This is a genomic window from Robinsoniella sp. (assembly GCF_034124845.1).
Genome location: NZ_JAWYAJ010000343.1, coordinates 1 through 15,834 on the forward strand (window position 1 = coordinate 1; position 15,834 = coordinate 15,834).

The 15,834-nt window shown below is 43.4% G+C and carries 14 protein-coding genes and 1 pseudogene; 6 read left to right on the forward strand and 9 right to left on the reverse strand.

The window, feature by feature from the left end; translation table 11 throughout:
- A pseudogene (locus ACH2DQ_RS17215) lies at window positions 1–204 on the forward strand (nucleoside hydrolase); the annotation flags it as partial.
- Window positions 205–327: 123 nt separating this feature from the next.
- Window positions 328–936, forward strand: a complete 609-nt coding sequence (locus ACH2DQ_RS17220) for a hypothetical protein (protein ID WP_394911667.1) — start codon at window positions 328–330, stop codon at window positions 934–936.
- On the opposite strand, the gene ACH2DQ_RS17225 is transcribed toward ACH2DQ_RS17220, so the two are convergent.
- Entirely contained in the window at window positions 918–1,130 is a 213-nt protein-coding gene (locus ACH2DQ_RS17225; RefSeq protein WP_395027580.1) for a DUF6783 domain-containing protein, read from the reverse strand. The two genes, ACH2DQ_RS17220 and ACH2DQ_RS17225, sit on opposite strands and share 19 nt — an antisense overlap.
- Between ACH2DQ_RS17225 and ACH2DQ_RS17230 the strand changes: the two genes are divergently transcribed.
- Genes ACH2DQ_RS17230 through ACH2DQ_RS17245 form a run of 4 tightly spaced genes read left to right on the forward strand, consistent with a single transcriptional unit; the run spans window position 1,106 to window position 3,741 of the window.
- Entirely contained in the window at window positions 1,106–1,294 is a 189-nt protein-coding gene (locus ACH2DQ_RS17230; RefSeq protein ID WP_394911669.1) for a hypothetical protein, read from the forward strand. The two genes, ACH2DQ_RS17225 and ACH2DQ_RS17230, sit on opposite strands and share 25 nt — an antisense overlap.
- Window positions 1,248–2,054, forward strand: coding sequence for an energy-coupling factor transporter transmembrane component T (locus ACH2DQ_RS17235; RefSeq protein WP_394911670.1), 807 nt, complete (start codon window positions 1,248–1,250; stop codon window positions 2,052–2,054). Before ACH2DQ_RS17230 ends, ACH2DQ_RS17235 begins: the two co-directional genes overlap by 47 nt.
- The gene (locus ACH2DQ_RS17240; protein ID WP_394911671.1) at window positions 2,042–2,902 is read left to right on the forward strand and encodes an energy-coupling factor ABC transporter ATP-binding protein; all 861 of its coding nucleotides are present in this window, start codon (window positions 2,042–2,044) and stop codon (window positions 2,900–2,902) included. The genes ACH2DQ_RS17235 and ACH2DQ_RS17240 overlap by 13 nt, the downstream gene beginning before the upstream one ends.
- Window positions 2,899–3,741, forward strand: a complete 843-nt coding sequence (locus ACH2DQ_RS17245; RefSeq protein ID WP_394911672.1) for an energy-coupling factor ABC transporter ATP-binding protein — start codon at window positions 2,899–2,901, stop codon at window positions 3,739–3,741. Before ACH2DQ_RS17240 ends, ACH2DQ_RS17245 begins: the two co-directional genes overlap by 4 nt.
- 130 nt (window positions 3,742–3,871) lie before the next feature.
- On the opposite strand, the gene ACH2DQ_RS17250 is transcribed toward ACH2DQ_RS17245, so the two are convergent.
- From ACH2DQ_RS17250 to ACH2DQ_RS17285, 8 genes are all read right to left on the reverse strand, one after another.
- On the reverse strand, window positions 3,872–5,425 hold the full coding sequence (locus ACH2DQ_RS17250; protein WP_394911673.1) for a cellobiose phosphorylase: 1,554 nt from the start codon (window positions 5,423–5,425) through the stop codon (window positions 3,872–3,874).
- Window positions 5,426–5,600: 175 nt separating this feature from the next.
- The gene (locus ACH2DQ_RS17255) at window positions 5,601–6,653 is read right to left on the reverse strand and encodes an AraC family transcriptional regulator (protein ID WP_394911674.1); all 1,053 of its coding nucleotides are present in this window, start codon (window positions 6,651–6,653) and stop codon (window positions 5,601–5,603) included.
- A gap of 113 nt (window positions 6,654–6,766) precedes the next feature.
- Complete coding sequence (locus tag ACH2DQ_RS17260) at window positions 6,767–8,662, reverse strand: DUF2961 domain-containing protein (RefSeq protein ID WP_394911675.1); 1,896 nt, start codon at window positions 8,660–8,662, stop codon at window positions 6,767–6,769.
- Window positions 8,659–9,951 carry a glycoside hydrolase family 140 protein gene (locus tag ACH2DQ_RS17265; protein ID WP_394911676.1) on the reverse strand — a complete coding sequence of 431 codons (1,293 nt, stop codon included), beginning with the start codon at window positions 9,949–9,951 and terminating at the stop codon, window positions 8,659–8,661. Before ACH2DQ_RS17265 ends, ACH2DQ_RS17260 begins: the two co-directional genes overlap by 4 nt.
- Before the next feature lie 165 nt (window positions 9,952–10,116).
- On the reverse strand, window positions 10,117–12,546 hold the full coding sequence (locus tag ACH2DQ_RS17270) for a glycosyl hydrolase 2 galactose-binding domain-containing protein (RefSeq protein WP_394911677.1): 2,430 nt from the start codon (window positions 12,544–12,546) through the stop codon (window positions 10,117–10,119).
- Between the two features lie 173 nt (window positions 12,547–12,719).
- Entirely contained in the window at window positions 12,720–14,087 is a 1,368-nt protein-coding gene (locus ACH2DQ_RS17275; RefSeq protein ID WP_394911678.1) for a GH1 family beta-glucosidase, read from the reverse strand.
- Window positions 14,088–14,099: 12 nt separating this feature from the next.
- Window positions 14,100–15,053, reverse strand: a complete 954-nt coding sequence (locus ACH2DQ_RS17280) for an acetylxylan esterase (RefSeq protein ID WP_394911679.1) — start codon at window positions 15,051–15,053, stop codon at window positions 14,100–14,102.
- Between the two features lie 50 nt (window positions 15,054–15,103).
- A partial coding sequence (locus tag ACH2DQ_RS17285) for a zinc-binding dehydrogenase (protein WP_395027594.1) occupies window positions 15,104–15,834 on the reverse strand: 731 nt, incomplete at its 5' end.

Consider the following 15,834-nt stretch of genomic DNA (forward strand, 5'->3'; position numbering starts at 1 on the left):
ATGGCAGCGGCACTCTATCCGGAGTGTATTGAGAAGTGTGATAAATATTACTGCGAGGTGGATGCATCCAACGGACCCAGCTACGGTACTGTTCTGGTTGACGTCAATTATTTTTCAGGAAAAGAACCAAATGTATATATCTGCAGCAAGCTGTATGCGGACAAGTATAAAAACTACATTTATAAGACATTAAAAGTAGAATAAGCAGACACGTAAACCAAAGTACATTACAAAGTGCTCACCCGAAAGGCGGTTCCTCAGTAAAACTGCGATATAATGTATATCCAATGGGCATCCTGTATTAAGTATATAAGGAGGAGGTTAAAGATGAGAAGGAAAACCAATTCTAATTCATTAAAAGATGATTTTTCCATGCTGGCACAGCTAATGATACCGGTATGTGTTGCAGTAAATTTTGTCGGAGGACAGCTTGCCGCTCTATTAAAACTCCCTGTATATCTGGATGCGGTCGGAACCTTTCTCATCGCCATGCTCTGCGGTCCCTGGGTAGCTGCTGTCACAGGAATGCTTTCTACTCTTGTAGCCGGGATTGCCAATCCCTCTAACTTTCCATTCCTCCCTGTCAGTATCATAATTGGCTTCACAGCTGGTTTTCTCGCAATAAAAGGGATGTTTACCCAGTGGTGGAAGTGGATTCTTTCCATTCTTATATTGTCAGCGTTATCCATTCTGGCAGCAGCTCCGGTGGTGGTTCTTTTGTACGGCGGAGTTACGGGCGGAGGTACCTCCATCATCACCGCTGTAGCAATGGCAGCCGGGGCAAATATCTGGACTGCATTTTTCGGAACGGAAGGAATCTTCACGGTATTAGACCGGGTTATCTCCTTTATCATCTGCTGGCTTGTCATAAGGGTAATTCCAAAAAGGACTCTCATCAAGTTCCTCTGCGGCAGATACTATATCAAAGAAACGTAACAACATCCATACCGTACTGCTATATCCAATGGGATTATAGAGCGTGTTTTCAAATTGCTTTCTGGCAGCTGTGCGTCACACTTTGTGGGAGATTTGTCCCGGATGAAGGGCGACAAGCGGGCTACGTAACCTGAATTCGGGCAAATATACCGCAAAGTGGGGCGTGCAGATGACGGGAATGAATTTTCAAACACGCTCTATGGCAGTATCTGCTAAAATATTCCTCTGTATCAACCGTGTATTAGCATATATAATACAAGAGCGCGATCAACGAAACAATCAGATGCGTGCAAAGAGAAGGATGGTCTATTATGGAAAAAACATACACAGAAAGAATACAGATTTACAAATCGAATAAACTTGCCGCATTGTATCCTGCTTCCAAGCTGCGAATTGCCGTACTGTATATCGTCTGCACCTATATCATCCGTACATTCAAATTCACAGCTGCGGGGCTGCCTCTCTTGCTGCTCCCCCAATTTCTGACTGTATTAATCTTATGCAGGGTAAGCGGGGTTATGAAAGAAAGCAGGAAAGCGCTGAAGACCATTATATTTATTGCAATGTTTATTTTATTCGTGCAAACCCTCTTTGTCCCCGGGGGCGAACTGATCTTTCGGCTGGGCTGGCTGACAATATATGAAAAAGGGCTGCAGACAGGGATATCTTTATCTTTTATGATACTGAATATTGCCGGTATTTTTGTCTGGATCTTTCAGACTACGGAGAACAGAGAGATCTCAAGCACCCTTGAGGATTCCGGCATGAACTATAAAGCAGTCTATGTATTTACTTCCACCCTGCAGATGATCGAGGTACTGGAAAAAAACAGTAAAACTATTATGAATGCGCAGAAAGCAAGAGGCGTGGAGACGGAAGGAAATATCTTAATCAGGGCAAAAGCATTTATCCCGGTACTGGTACCTTTAATCCTCAATTCGGTAATTGGTACCGAGGAACGGGTGCTGACACTGGAAGCCAGAGGCTTTTCCATGCCTGGCAGGAGAACCCATTTGTTCAAGGTAGAAAAAAGCGGATATGAAAAGATTGCGGAAGGAATAGCGATTATTATAACGTGCATTTTACTGGGGGGAAGGATTTGCTTATGGATACTATAATGGAATTTCAGGATGTAACTTATTATTACCCGCTGACTAAGTCCCCTGCTGTCAGCGGGCTTCATCTCCAAATAGAACGGGGGAAAATATATGGTGTGATTGGGGAAAACGGTGCCGGCAAATCGACCTTCTGTGCTTTGGCACGTGGTTTTGCTCCAGGGTTTTATCAGGGTGAACTTACCGGAAAGATCCTTGTTGATGGCAAAGATATCGCAGAATATGGAGGAGCACTTGCTTCTAAGATCGGCTATGTATTCCAGAATCCGTTTAATCAGTTAAGCGGAGTGAAAAAAACAGTATTTGAAGAGGTTGGATACGGACTTGAAAATTTTGGCGTGAAATCCGATGAAATGGAACATCGGATTGTAGAGGCAATGAAGCTGACAGAGATTGAAGAACTGGCTGAAAAAAATCCCCTTGCACTTTCCGGAGGGCAAATCCAGAGAGTTGCACTTGCCTCCGTACTGGTTCTGGACCCTGATATCCTGATAGCAGATGAACCCACCAGTCAGCTTGATCCGGAATCAACAGACAGCGTATTTGCCATTATCCATGCCCTGAAGCAAAAAAAGAAAACGGTCATACTGGTTGAACATAAGATGGACCTTATGGCTGAATATGCGGACGAGATACTTGTATTTCAAAAGGGGCGTCTGACAGCATCCGGAGAGACAGCCCGGCTTCTGTCTGAACTGTCACTGCTTGAAATGGGCGTATTGATGCCTCAGGCTGCGAGGCTTGGAATTCTTTTAAAAGAGATGGGATTTCCCCTTGACCATATCCCGGTAACAGAGGAACAGGCTGTGGAACTGATACAGCGGACATTCCAGGAGAGGAGCGGCATATGAGCGGAATCATTCTAAAAAATGTGAACTATATGTATCCTGGCGGCACTTTAGCAGCAGATAATCTCAGTATCCGCATAAAAAGCGGGGAAAATATTGCGGTCATCGGAAAGAACGGTGCCGGTAAATCTACCCTTGCAAAAATGCTGAACGGTCTGCTGAAACCCAGGGAGGGCGATGTACTGATCGGCGATATGAATACAAGGGACTACACTACGGCTCAGATTTCGAAACTTGCCGGCTATGTTTTCCAAAACCCGGACGAACAGATCTTTCATGCAGCCGTGGAAAAAGAAGTTGCCTTCGGTCCAAAACGGATGAAGTTAAAAAAAGAAGAAATCAAAAGGCGCACAGAAGAGGCATTGAAACTCACCCACCTGTTAGAATACCGGGAAGAAAATCCCTATAATCTCCCCCTGTCTCAGAGAAAATTTGTGACAATAGCGGCTGTATTAGCAATGGAACCGGATATATATATCTTCGATGAACCCACAGCCGGACAGGATATGGCTGGAAATCAAAAGCTGGCAAAGATCCTTCGGCATCTCCACAGGAAAGGTAAGACAGTGATTACCATCACTCACGACATGGAATTTGTGGCAGAAAACTGCGAAAAAATAATCGTCATGGCAAACAATAAAATCATACGTACCGGTTCTCCCGAAGAAATATTCTGGGATATGGAAGTAATGAAAGAAGCAAACCTGAAGCAGCCGTCTGTGAGCAGAATATGCAGACAACTGGGTTTCACAGGCCCAATACGCACCAGTGATGCCGCGAAGATGATTCTAAAGCATTGGCAGAACTTGCAGGAAAACTCTAAATTTACAATCTCCCCATAACTGGTTAAATGCAGAACTAAAAAGTCGCAGACTATAAGAAAACCCCGTAGTAAACAGATTCCTGCGGGGTTTTCTATTGCTATATTTTATTTTGCTTTCTGTCGGTGCACAACAGGTTGAGATTCCTGAACTAAAGAAGTTCTCTCAGAATATATGCTGGGGTACAGCTCCATGCATGGCAGTAACTGTTCACCATGGAAGATCCATAGGGGGATTCCTCCGGATTTTCCGGATTATACATTTCCCAGAAAGTATCTGCTCCCTGGTTCACCATTCCGCCCCAATAGTACGTCATGTAGTCCATTGCCTTTTCTTTCTCACCGCAGAGCAGAAGGGCTTCTACGAAATGATGGTTCATATACGGTGTTACCATTCCCTTCTCCGGGTGCATTTTCATGATCCGATTGATCAATGCCCTGCTTTCATCCATGGGAAGAACCCCAGCCAGGATCATCCACACCTGGCTGGCATAGGAGATCTGGCGGTCTTTTCCGCTTACGAATACCTGATGTACATCATCCCATAAACATTTTTTCGCACCTTCTACACAAAGGTTTCTCTCCTGCTCCAGTTCTGCTTTCATCTGGTCATTTCCCAGAATCTCAGCCAGTTCAATTGCGGCATTTAACGTATAGATGTAGATTGCCTGGGCACTTGCCTGCTTATTCAGTCCGTCTGTCCAGTCTACAAAGCACCAGAAGCCCTCATCATCCTGTATCACATAATTTTCATCCAGGCGTTTTCTGGATAGCTCGATCTGTCGGTAAGCGCTGTCCCAGAGTTCCTTTACCACCTCAAGGTCTCCGGATGCACGATAATAATCTTTTAATATGGAGACAAAAAACAGTGCATAATCAAATAAAAAGGTATCATCAACCAGATATTCCGGCTCTGTAAACAGGCAGGCTCCGATTGCTCCATCTTCCCTTGTCAGGCCTGCGAAGAGATACATGCATCGCTTCACCAGATCAAAATTTTTAAAGGTCGCATAATTAGCCAGTGCCTGTAGTCTCAGATCACCGATCCACAGTCTCCGGTCCCTCTTTGGTCCGTCTTCAAATACATCCTGCATACAATTTTGCAGCGTTCTAAGGCTCACCCTATCCATACGCCTGATCTGGTCGTTTACACCTGTAAGCTCCGGCAGTACATCCATATCTACAGAAGCAACAGCCCGGCAGGATGCCTCTTCGATTACAACCTGAAACTTCATAGAGGTATCTATTGCATAGATCTCTACGTATCGAAATGCATAACGCCGGGGCAGTGTAATCTCCTGAGGCAGTACATCCAAATGCAGAAATTCCTCCTGTATCCAGCTTCTGCTGATCCATCCGTCATATTCCGCTGAATCTTCTGTCAGCTCTTTTGCTATTTCCCCAAATTTCAGCCGGAGATACGCCGGAGCATCCTGTGGGCTACCGACACTTTTTAGCTTCATGGTAAAGTAACCTACCTGATGGTCGCCAAAGTCAAGGACGATAGAATCCCCCTTTTTAAGGGCAATCGCTCCCATCTCACTGACATCTGCACGATGTGACGTCTTTCCTTCGGCTGTCATCGTTACAATATCTACGGGATTTATTACTTTTTCCAATAATTGGGGACTGAGTTTTACTGCCTTATCTACAAATTCCTGATTTACTTTCCGTTTCATTTCCAAGTCAATGCTTACTGCTGCCATCTAGTGACCTCCTGTTTTCCAAAGTGCTGACGATCAGGGCGTATCATCATCCAGCGCCCATAATCTAAGACCTTCGTCTGCTGCGGGTTTCTGTTTCAATAACGATTATATCTGATTTTAACACCCCGCCGTCAATCTTCCAATGGTCTAATTTATGGTCTTGACTTGATATTTTTTAAGATTGAATTTTACTTTTTCTGTATGCTCCCGGAGACATTCCAAATTCTTTCTTAAACAATCTGGAAAAGTGTTCCGGGTTGGGATAACCGATGATTTCACAAATAGTCATAATACTTAAATCCGTATGCACCAAAGCATAGCATGCCTTTTCAAGACGTATGTTTTTTAAGATTTCAATAAAGTTATGACCCGTATTCTCCTTAATGAGTTTGCTGAAATGCGGAACACTGAAATTAAAATGTTCCGCAGCTGATTTCAGCGTGACCCCGGCATAGTGTTTTTGTAAGTAGTTCAGAACTCCCAGCATGTCCAGATTTTTATGGCTGGTATTTAAAAAGCTTTCCAGGTGATTTTCATGGTTGCGCAGTAACAGGCAGAAAAAGGTCATCATGTAGTTTTTTAAAATAGTTTCCGCATATTTTTCATGACCATAATATTCGATGTAGAGGTCCTCAACCAAGGAATGTATGATATGGTCATCTCCGGTATGAAACAGAAGATAATTATTCTCCGTCTTGTCGTAAAAAATATGAGAAAAGAACTGGGACAGAACATGGTTTCCCGTAAATATTTCAAAAAACGCTTCATGAAATGTACTTGCTTTTAGCATAATATTGATCACAATACTATCATCAAACACAGCAATATTATGTTGTGTCTTTGGCGGCAGAATACAGACATCTCCTTTTTTACAGGCATATTTCTCACTCTGTATGGTATTCTCACAGGTTCCTTCGTACACGTAAAAAATTTCGTAAAATTCATGTTCATGAATATACTCCGGTGAATAGCGATTATGCTTCTGGATAACGATGTGGTCTGCAGGAACTGAGAAAAGTTCATATTCCTTTAAGTAATTAAGCCATTTACCATGTATGGCTGGAACATACAGTGCATGATTCTGAATATAGTTCCGGTCTAGACCTGCTACATAATCCTGAAATCCTTCCGGACGCAGACGTTCTTCTTCATACAACTGCTTATAAAACATCTCATCCTCATTATAGATTCGAATGTATTCCTTAAAACCTGACTTTGAAATCTTCATATCTTTTAACCTCTCTGCCGCTTTCCTCTGCTGCTTCTTATATATCTACTGTATAAAGCAGATTATAAAAGAATCTGTAAAAGATTGCAATGGGGCTGTCACTGGAACCAATCTTATATTGCCGTAAAAACCTGGTAACCAAATTCATTCCAGTTCACTTCCCCATCCGTTTCAACCGGAACAATCCGCACTTCTATGCGATTCTTACCTTCTAAATATTGGTATGGAATTACAAACTCATCTTCCAGCCATCTTTTCATGGAATTACGATCCGCAAAATACCAAGGATACTCCATTACTTCCCTGCCATCAATAAAAACAATTGCCTTCTGTCTGCCCATTCCCTGGTCACTAACCCGTCTTAAAATGATATATCTTGATTTAGGTGCTATTTTCACCTGGAATTTACATCCTTTTTTTGTATAACGCCCTTTTAAAGTAACAGGTACATCATCTTCGTCACCTTCAAAGAAACTCCTTTGTTCCACGACTTCCGCACCATCCAGTGAAACATACTGTGAACTGTTTTCTGATATGTGATCACCCATGATTATTTCCGCAGTTTTGCTGGTTTTTATTTCATCTGTTCCATAGTAAAATACCATACCCGAATGTTCCATATAGCAATCATTATTTCCACCTGATTCGATCTGAAACCTCAGTTGAGATAGAAATGGGTACGTATCCCCCATTAATAATCTAGACATAGACCAGTCTTTGTGTTCATGTCCGTCATAACCGCTTGCCGGATTGCATTCATTCGGTGTCTCAAATCCCCATCCATAACAAACATAACTTTCAGACCCGTCACTTTCCACCTGGGGAGTACGGATACCGTCAAAATGTATTCTCACATCCCCTTCACAGTCTGCCCTGGAATCCGGAGATTTTCCATATCCTGTTATAACAGATCCTGCCATATGGCCGCTACCCGGAATGCAGGCTATGATGCTGTCGGCTCCTTCTGTATGCTTTCGCTCATAATACTTAGAAGACCTGAAATATCCAAAGGAATGCTGCTTATAAAAATCGTTATACTCTCTGGTATATGTGATATCGGTATAATCAATCCTCACTGTTTCGCTCCCGCAATTGACGATTTCTATAAATGCTCTTTTACCAAATGGCATGGGATAATAATTGTAGTAGGTTCCATTCGTACACATTCCTGCCAGAAGATACCTTACACTGTTATATCCCAGTTCATTTGCGAAGATACAGCCAAAATTCCCCTGTAAATCATATTCCTTATGATGATCCCAAGCTGCCCTTAACAAGAGGTTAGACAGATGTTCCCTTTTGTAGCCACGTGTCTTAATGTGTATGCCACTAATCAATCCGGCACCACTGCTTTCACAGATTACCCGGGATTCTCCAGGTTTTAATTCAAATGGTCCTGCAGTCACCTGTTCTGCTTTTTCAAAAGGAATAACCGGACTGCCTGGATTTTTCCATAGCTGGATTAGTTTCCGGTAATCATCCTCACTTGAAAATGTCCGGATAGGATCACTTGAAGCATAGGAGTGGAAGACCACATGTCCCCATCCGCCTTCATTTGCTGTACGTTCACATCCCTTTAAACAGATGTCAGAAGTAATCTTACAGCTCTTGGAAAAAGGCATGGGAACAAAACTTCTCACAACCCGAATTGGTCCTCTACCATGGTCTTCCGGTCCTATATAGCGTGACGCCAGAGGTTCTACAAAGGGATACCGTTCACCAAACTGGGAGTGGCGGATCGTGAACCTGGGTGTATCTTCTCCGTCAAAATAAAAACGAAAGGTTGGCTCTTCGCAGTCAGGATAACGGTGTTGTACAAAATTAAAAATACACCCCGCACCTTCATAATCAAATATGACCCACTCTCCCTTGCCATCCTGATAGAGCCACCAGTCCCAGTCTGCATTTCCTCCAGACTTATCAATGCTGCCCTCATAATGTACTTTCACGCCATCTCTCAAAACCGGCAGATATCTAAGATCTGACATTCTGTCTTTTTCACTGATCATAATGGGACCTCCTTTTCTAATACTTCCAGTATCAAAATCCAATCCTTATTTTCACCTGTTGCCGGCGGTACGAAAAGTGTTTTTACCGCAGGCACAATCTTTGCACATTTTAATTTGCCATTTCTCGGATTATACCAGGATGCTCTTATGACACTGCCGCCCATATACTGCAGATTTGCTCTTATGGGCATTCCAAATGGCGTATAGATATAGGCATAATCTTCGGTACCTCCTGCACATTGCCCCTCCGGCCCCTCATTTCTATCCAAGAGTCTGTCCAAACTTCGAAAATTGTAATAAGGCCTGGAAGTAAACAATCGTTTTATATACTTCATCTGCCTTGCACCTTTATGTCCCATTGCCTCTTTCCATGTATAGGGCCAATAACCGCTTTTTTCTGTTTGAAAACACCAGACACTGCTGTTACCGTAAGTGATCCCGCATGCTCCTTCCAGCAGATTCCACCATGCATTCTGCCGGATATCACGTGCCCTCCATAAATATCCGTAGTCTTCCTTGAAACAAGCCGGATGATCCTCATATCTTGGTTCCATATCCAAAGCGGGTTTCATTTCCGCCTCCATTGTGCTGCGCAGCATGGCATTACTACTATAGCATTCCAGCGCATGACCGGACTGGACAGAATGAAAATCTATATATTCCTTTCCTTTTAGGTAATCCACAGAAGAGCTGGCTCCGCAAGGATGAAATGTCATAAGATGATTTTGATCCTCACTGCGTATCCCTCTTGCCATTGCATCCATGATTTTTTCCTGTTCTTCATTTTCAATAGGTCTGTCCCCGCCGAGAATCCAAATAATATTCCATTGATCACGGTATCTGGCTCCCAGCCATCTGCCATATTCAAATGCATTGCTTTCATTAAATATGACTGGTCCTTTTCCCCATTTTAGATTGAATTTATCTCCCCAGGAGGGCAAAAGCCCTATAAACATAGAATACTCTGCGGCTATGTCTATTCCATAATCCACATGCTGCCAGTAGTCATAACCATCTCCCTCATCCGGGCAGATGTCCCATTGCCGGTCCAGCATCAGGGGCACTCTTCCATATGCATTTGGCATAAACAATCCATCCTGCTCTGCAAGAAGCACTGCCTGGATGACATTGTATTCCTGCTTCGCACGTGTTTTCAGATAAAATTCCATCTCCTCCCGGTTTAATTTGTGAAACATTTCCCATGCAGTATCACCCAAATAGAAAAACGGAGTTTCATCTTCCCACATCAGGTATCTTCTGCCGGCATGTACGCATAATCTTCTGAACATTCCATTTCCTCCTCACCAGTATCTGTATCAAAGTAAAGCTGTTACGAGTGCGACCGGCGTAAATACGCCGGTGGGTACTAGATTTTAACGGATATCACAGGAACCGTCAAGCCCAGTGCTCCATCCGGTCAGAAACCCTGGCTGGATGGAGCACTGGCTGAACTGTTATATATCATATACACTTCTAACTCTTAGGTGTACAGGTTCTCCCCGTAAAACACGTAAGCGCCTCTCGCCTGCATTCATATCAAAATAATTATCTGACAAAATAAGATCCTCTTCCTCATTTAACACTTCCACAGATTTGGCGTAAGCGTCAGCATGAATCACCACTTCTTCCCCTTCCATTGAAACCGTCAAATGTGGATTTTCATACTGGAAATGCTTTGGCAGTGACAGAATTACCGTAGATCCGGATAACCATCTTCCGTCCTCGTAAAGGTCATAACTTATGTATTCTTTATAGATATCAATTAGAGGCAAGTCTTTTTTCAAAAGCCATCCGGCCGACAGGGATGCTACCTTGATTTCCTCCTCCTCTTCCCGGATAATCCCGGCAAACCGGTCTCTAACCGCCCACTTTACCGTTACAATATGATCCTCCATAGTCTCATTAGAAACATTAAAACAAACACTCTTTTCAAGTTTGAACGGCTGGGCATTCACATTTGTATTCTGGGTCAGAACGCCTTCCTCCATGCAGGAAAGTAAAATCGGTGCAAAGAATTTTTTTGCATAGTAATGAAGTGCTTTCCACCGTCCATAATAATCAATGGAAGACCAGGACGCTGCCGGCCAGCAATCATTCAGCTGCCAGTAAACCGCTCCCATACACCTCCCCCTGTTTCTTCTAAAATGCTCTACCCCATACTTGATCGCCTCTGCCTGTAACAGCTGAGAGGCATAAAGGAGCGTTCCAAAATCTTCCGGATAAAGGAATGTCTGATACAGGTAATTCATGATTTTTCCATTTGCAGCATCATTGCGCTGATGCTTTTCCATAATATAAGAAAAAATGTTACGGTCTTTTGGCAATGTATAGTTTTCAACCGTCTTCAGACACGGAAAGGACTGGAAGCCAAATTCACTTGCATATCGGAAATAATATTTGCGGTATTCGGAAAATGGCTTATCCCCATGCCACACATCCCAGTAATGCACGTCCCCCCTGTCCGGATCATTTGGCATATCAAAACTGCCTCCCGATGAAGGGCTTGCCGGCCAGTAGAATGCATTGGGATCATATTGCTTTAAAATCTGCGGAAATATATATTCATACATTTTTATGTAATCTGCCTTTTGCTTTAATGTATTTACCCAGGTTCCCTGATCTACAAACATTTCCATTTCATTATTTCCGCACCACAGACCCAGACAAGCATGGTGGCGTATACGCTTAATATTGTCAATTAATTCACTGCGTATATTCTGCTCAAACGCATCTGTCAGTTCATACACCGCACACGCAAACATAAAATCCTGCCAGACTACGAGCCCCAGCTCATCACAAATGTCGTAAAAATAATCATCCGGGTAGTAACCGCCTCCCCATACCCGGACACAGTTAAAATTAGCTTCCTTACATTGCTCTAAAAGTATCCTGGTACGATCTCTGGTGATCTTACTGTATATACTATCTTCCGGTATATAATCGGCACCCATTGCAAAAATCTGCACTCCATTTACCTCATGGGCAAAACTCTCCCCATAACAGTCTTTTTCCCGATGCATCGTCATCGTACGCAAACCGATACGTTTTCTCCAGACATCTGTTTCTATTCCATCCGTATAGAGGGATACCGCTATTTCATAAAGAGGCTGGCTGCCAAAACCATTTGGCCACCACAATTTCGGATGATTCACCACTATTTTTTCCGGGGACTGTGAGAAGACCTTTCTTTCCCCGTCAGGATCAATCATTTCTACTGTATAGTCCGTTTTGCTCCCAGCATCCTTATTTCTGGCATCCACATCCAGTTTCAGCGTCACAGAATCCTTAGCATGTTCCTGGGTAATATATACTCCGTCTATTCGCGCTCCTGAAATACCGTAGAGAGAAATTCCCCTCCATATTCCTGCATCCGGTAGTCTGGGTCCCCAGTCCCATCCGAACATACAATGTGCTTTTCGTATCTGAGGAAAACCATCCATACAATGTTCGGAACCCATGGTGATACATTCTGCATAGCGCTCCCGTATATATTTTACGGGAGATGCAAAAATAATCATAAGTTTATTATCCTTTTTATTCAGCTGCTCTTTTACCGGAAATTCATAACAGCGATGCATATTCTCTGCATTTCCAATACAGATTCCATTAACATACAGTGAAGCTATGGTATCCAGACCTTCACAGTGCAGCAGAACTTCATCCGAGCCAAAAATATCCTGCGGAACATCAAAACTGGTTTCATAAATGAAGTCCTGTTCCATGATCTTCAGTGCTTCATCCTCATTGTCCCTCCAAAAAGGATCATCCATTTTGCCATTCATCATCAGGTCATGATATACCGATCCCGGAACCATGGCTTGTAATTTCTCTTCCTGTCCCTGAATCTGCATGGTCCAATTAGTGTTTAATTCAAAAGTAATCATATTCCCTCCCAGACCTTCTTGTTTTATTCCCGCGAGCAACGAGCCAAACGGGCACGCTGGCGCGTCCATTTGGCGACTGCCGCGAGGGGTGCTGCGCGCCAGTGGCGCGCGTTTAGCACGGACCGAAGCGTAGCGTAGACCAAATGCCCCGTTGCTTGCAGCGGAGTTTTTGACTAGGTTTCTTCCAACAGACGCCCTCTGCTTTGTATCAGGTCACGATACCAATAGGCAGAATCTTTTAAAATACGCTCCTGGGTCTCATAATTTACATAGACCATACCAAAACGCTCAAAATATCCTTTAGCCCACTCAAAATTGTCCATCATGGACCAGGCAAAATACCCATCAATATCAACACCGTCTTTTGCTGCCTGATTCAATGCTTTCAGATAACGATGCATAAAATCAATCCTGTTCGGGTCATGCACTTTTCCGTCCAGTGAAACCCAGTCATGGCAGGACAAACCATTTTCAGTGATTATGATAGGCTTTTTGTATCGTTCATATAAAAACCTGGGCCCCCAATACAAACTCTCTGGTGTAACCGGCCATCCAATCGCTGTCCGTGCATATCCCTCATTTCTCCCTACCATCTCCCAGCCGCCATTTCCATCGGAACGAACCGGATATCCGTGGTAGATATTCTGCCCATAGAAATCAATAGGCCGGGAAATAATCTTCATATCCTCCGGGCTTATTTCCGGAAGGTCTTTTGCAAATACTCTCATCCCCTCCTCCGGATATCTGCCCAGCAATACCGGATCGCTCCACCAGCTCACATTCCACATATAATTATCATCGTCTGAGGAAATGGAAAAATACGCTTTTCTGGCTGCATCAATATCTTCGGGATTATTGCTCACCGGTATCGGTACAGCAGACGTAGGTGCATATCCGATTTTAGCATCCGGTACCCGTTCCCGAATGACCTCCACAGCATTTCCATGAGCAAGCAGGACATGATGTGCCATTTCAAAAACTGCTTTCTTAGACATCTTATTTCCCGGTGCATGTTCTCCGGTTACATGCCCCAACCCAATAAAACACTGGGGTTCATTAAATGTAATAAAATGCTTTACCCGGTCTCCAAGCCGGGATGCAATGATCCCTGCATACTCCCGAAACCATGTAACGCTGTCCGGATTCTGCCATCCTCCCTTTTTATAAAGTGCATAGGGCAGATCCCAATGGAAGAGTGTTACAAATGGTATTATATTCTTCTTTAGAAGCATATCAACCAGATCACTGTAAAATGCAATTCCTTCTTCGTTTACGGCTCCCGTTCCATCCGGCAAAATCCTGGACCATGCAATAGAGAACCGATAGGAGGTTATACCCATCTGTGCCATCAATTCTACATCTTCTTTATATCGGTGATAATGGTCACAGGCTCTATCTCCATTTTGACCTCCCAGAACTTTTCCCGGACGGGAACAAAAATCTTCCCATACAGTCTTACCCCTGCCGCCTTCGTATGCAGCTCCTTCAATTTGATATGAAGATGTAGCTGTTCCCCATAAAAATTTCTCCTTAAATGCCATCTGAGTTCCTCCTTATATGATGTGCTCTTCCTTTAAATAAGCCAATTTCTTCTCCATATGAACTCCATAAGCATTTTCGTGCCCGTTATATGGATAAATATCGATTGTCTTTTTTACTGTAATTCTATTATACGATGCAAAATAGCATTCTGCAGGGCAAGTGACATCCTTTAAGGCAACCGACGCATGAACAGGACACTTCATTCTTTCCGCCATATTCATTGTATCAAAATAACTCAGAGTCTTATATACTTTTTGTTGATTATGAGGATAATATTTTAAATAATTACTGACCGCACCAAAGCTTCCATGTTCCCCCTCTACTCTCCGCTCCAGGTCACTGTTGCCGGGAACATCTGCAAGAACCATCGCGGGCCGATTATCCAGAGACGCAACAGCCATGGCAAGTCCTCCCCCCTGGCTGATGCCATACAAAACAATTTTATCCCTGTCTATTTCATTCCTGGACCATATTACATCCAGGGACCGGATACAATCCAGATATACCTCCCGGTAATAGTAATCTTCTTTATCCAGAATCCCCCTGCATGTAAGCCCGTAAATGCCTCCGCCTGACGCACATCCTGAATCACCGGTAATCCCCCCCTGCCCTCTGCAGTCTACTGCAAATACAGCCATACCGGCCAGAATCCACAGCATATGGTCCGACGGAACTCCCCTGCTGCCCCCATATCCATGATAGCAGACCATACAGGGGTATTTCTTTTCAGCTATAAAATCCGGTACCATATACCAGCCATGAATTTGAACTCCATTCACCCCTTGAAAAGTCACATCATATACCTTAACCTGTGATAACGGATAATCCAACAGATTCATCTCTGTCTGCAAAGATAACTCATTTGATTTTTTTATTTCATTCTCCCAGAATGGAAAAAAATCTTCCTGTCTGGTCAATTCCGGACAATAATTTTCTAATGCCATCTTATATTTTGCTATTTCCATCTGACCTGCCCCCCATACCAATAAGAATCATGTTTCGGATCCGGGACGAATTAAAATACAAATATATTTTTCAGGTTACTTCCTGTTTTTGCAGCAGCAAAAGCTTCTTCATACTGTTCCAGGGAATACAAATCCGAAATAACAGGGGATACGTCCAAAATTCCCGATTGCACTAGCTTTAAGCATTTTCGATACTGTGTCAGGCTTGATCTTGCACTGCCGGTCAGGATCAACTGTCGATAATGCACAAGATTAGTATCTATCTCGGCTTTTGCCGAACCTGCCGGAAGACCTCCAAAAAAATTTACTCTTCCATTCATTGCCAGCAGTTCCAGCGAATCCGACTGTGCCTTTGCAGAAGGGCAGGCAGTAATACATACCTGAACGCCTTTCCCCTCCGTTTGTTCCATTACAAATTCTTTTAAATTATCTCCGGCATAAGTCAAAAATTCAGGTTCGGCTTTCTTACACATATTCAGCCGCTGTTCATTTAGATCCGTAATCATAACTTTTGATGCTCCTGCCATTTTAGCCAGCATTCCATGCAAGATGCCAATCGGCCCTGCCCCTATAATAAGTACCGTATCACAAGGCTTAATCCCAGCTTTCTCAAAGCCGTTAAATACACAGGATAAAGGCTCTATAATCGCTGCCTTCTCAAAAGTCATTGCTCCGCTCATGTCTACCGGTACTACATTGCCCTGCCTGACAGCCTCAGCCGGTATGACAACATACTCTGCAAACCCTCCGTCCATATTAATTCCAAAAGCCTTGTATTCCC

Excerpts from the sequence above, each read along its gene's own strand:
- ACH2DQ_RS17245 (WP_394911672.1), top strand. The coding sequence starts at position 2,899 with ATGAGCGGAATCATTCTAAAAAATGTGAACTATATGTATCCTGGCGGC.
- ACH2DQ_RS17270 (WP_394911677.1), bottom strand. The coding sequence starts at position 12,546 with ATGATTACTTTTGAATTAAACACTAATTGGACCATGCAGATTCAGGGA.
- ACH2DQ_RS17250 (WP_394911673.1), bottom strand. The coding sequence starts at position 5,425 with ATGGCAGCAGTAAGCATTGACTTGGAAATGAAACGGAAAGTAAATCAG.
- ACH2DQ_RS17255 (WP_394911674.1), bottom strand. The coding sequence starts at position 6,653 with ATGAAGATTTCAAAGTCAGGTTTTAAGGAATACATTCGAATCTATAAT.
- ACH2DQ_RS17275 (WP_394911678.1), bottom strand. The coding sequence starts at position 14,087 with ATGGCATTTAAGGAGAAATTTTTATGGGGAACAGCTACATCTTCATAT.
- ACH2DQ_RS17240 (WP_394911671.1), top strand. The coding sequence starts at position 2,042 with ATGGATACTATAATGGAATTTCAGGATGTAACTTATTATTACCCGCTG.
- ACH2DQ_RS17220 (WP_394911667.1), top strand. The coding sequence starts at position 328 with ATGAGAAGGAAAACCAATTCTAATTCATTAAAAGATGATTTTTCCATG.
- ACH2DQ_RS17265 (WP_394911676.1), bottom strand. The coding sequence starts at position 9,951 with ATGTTCAGAAGATTATGCGTACATGCCGGCAGAAGATACCTGATGTGG.
- ACH2DQ_RS17280 (WP_394911679.1), bottom strand. The coding sequence starts at position 15,053 with ATGGAAATAGCAAAATATAAGATGGCATTAGAAAATTATTGTCCGGAA.
- ACH2DQ_RS17230 (WP_394911669.1), top strand. The coding sequence starts at position 1,106 with ATGACGGGAATGAATTTTCAAACACGCTCTATGGCAGTATCTGCTAAA.
- ACH2DQ_RS17235 (WP_394911670.1), top strand. The coding sequence starts at position 1,248 with ATGGAAAAAACATACACAGAAAGAATACAGATTTACAAATCGAATAAA.
- ACH2DQ_RS17260 (WP_394911675.1), bottom strand. The coding sequence starts at position 8,662 with ATGATCAGTGAAAAAGACAGAATGTCAGATCTTAGATATCTGCCGGTT.